1 protein-coding gene and 1 pseudogene are annotated in these 1,129 nt (G+C 54.5%); both read left to right on the forward strand.

Annotation, left to right across the window (positions count from 1 at the left end; genetic code table 11):
- Window positions 1–202: pseudogene (locus ACXJ5O_RS27790) on the forward strand (nitrilotriacetate monooxygenase); the annotation flags it as partial.
- Window positions 203–353: 151 nt separating this feature from the next.
- Window positions 354–917 carry an FMN reductase gene (msuE, locus tag ACXJ5O_RS27795; protein ID WP_457302728.1) on the forward strand — a complete coding sequence of 188 codons (564 nt, stop codon included), beginning with the start codon at window positions 354–356 and terminating at the stop codon, window positions 915–917.
- The last annotated feature ends 212 nt before the right edge of the window (window positions 918–1,129 follow it).

The following is a 1,129-nucleotide window of genomic DNA, read 5'->3' on the forward strand; positions in this document are numbered from 1 at the left end:
GTTCACGACCGGTGCTGCCGATGGCTTCAATGTGATGCCGCCGCATTTGCCAGTCGGACTTACGGATTTCGTCAAACACATAGTGCCGGAACTCCGACGCCGCGGCCTTTTCCGCACCGAATATGAGGGCCATACATTGCGCAGCCATCTAGGTCTGCGTGAGCCGCACCATCCGGCCCAACCAGCTGTCGCGGCTGAATGATTGCGGGCGAAGCTGCAATTTCAAAACCTGGGTGGACCGCAAAATTTGGCAGTACCCTGCAAGTTGACCCAAAGGCTCACACCGCCCGATTTGGATCGACGCGCGCTGACTGAAAATGGTTTAGAGCCGACTTTATGAAAAGGACTTGCTTATGCCCAATCCCACCGTTGTCGGTCTTTCCGGCAATTTTCAGCGCCCCTCGAAAACGAGGTCACTGATCACCAACGTGGTCGCCCAGATTAGCCATCAATATGGGCTTGCATCTGACGTTTTTGATCTGGTGGATTTCGGCGACAACCTTGGTGCAGCCCGCTATGCCAAAGACCTTGACGCCCGCTCAACGCAAATCGTTGAGAAGATCCTGGCTGCTGATGTTCTTGTGGTCGGAACCCCGACCTATAAAGGCAGCTACACGGGGCTTTTCAAGCACCTCATAGATTTGCTAGATCCGCTGGCCTTGCAGAGCAAGCCAATTCTCCTGATGGCAACGGGAGGGAGTGACCGGCATGCGTTGATCATCGAGCACCAGCTGCGTCCACTCTTCGGTTTCTTTATGGCCCACACGTTGCCGACAGGTGTCTTTGCTGTAGACCGCGACTTTCTGGACTATGAAATTGTAACCCCTCATATCAACGCACGGATCATCCAGGCAGTGGCAGAAGTTCGGCCGTTTGTGGCAACAGAAAGGTTCCTCACCGCGAGCGCAGCGGAATAGGGAACACAACTCTCCGCGAATCGGCGGACAAAATCGGCGCTTGACACCTTGCTGGCACAAGAGCGGTGTTGACGAGGGCGGTTCCTCAAGTCGATGTTCTTCTGGTGCGGTAGCTAAGTGGAGGACCAATGGAACTCGATCTCAAAGATAAAATTGTTCTGGTCACGGGCGGATCAAAGGGTATCGGTTTTGCGTGCGCGCGATTGTTTGGA

The organism is Phyllobacterium sp. P5_D12 (assembly GCF_054049495.1).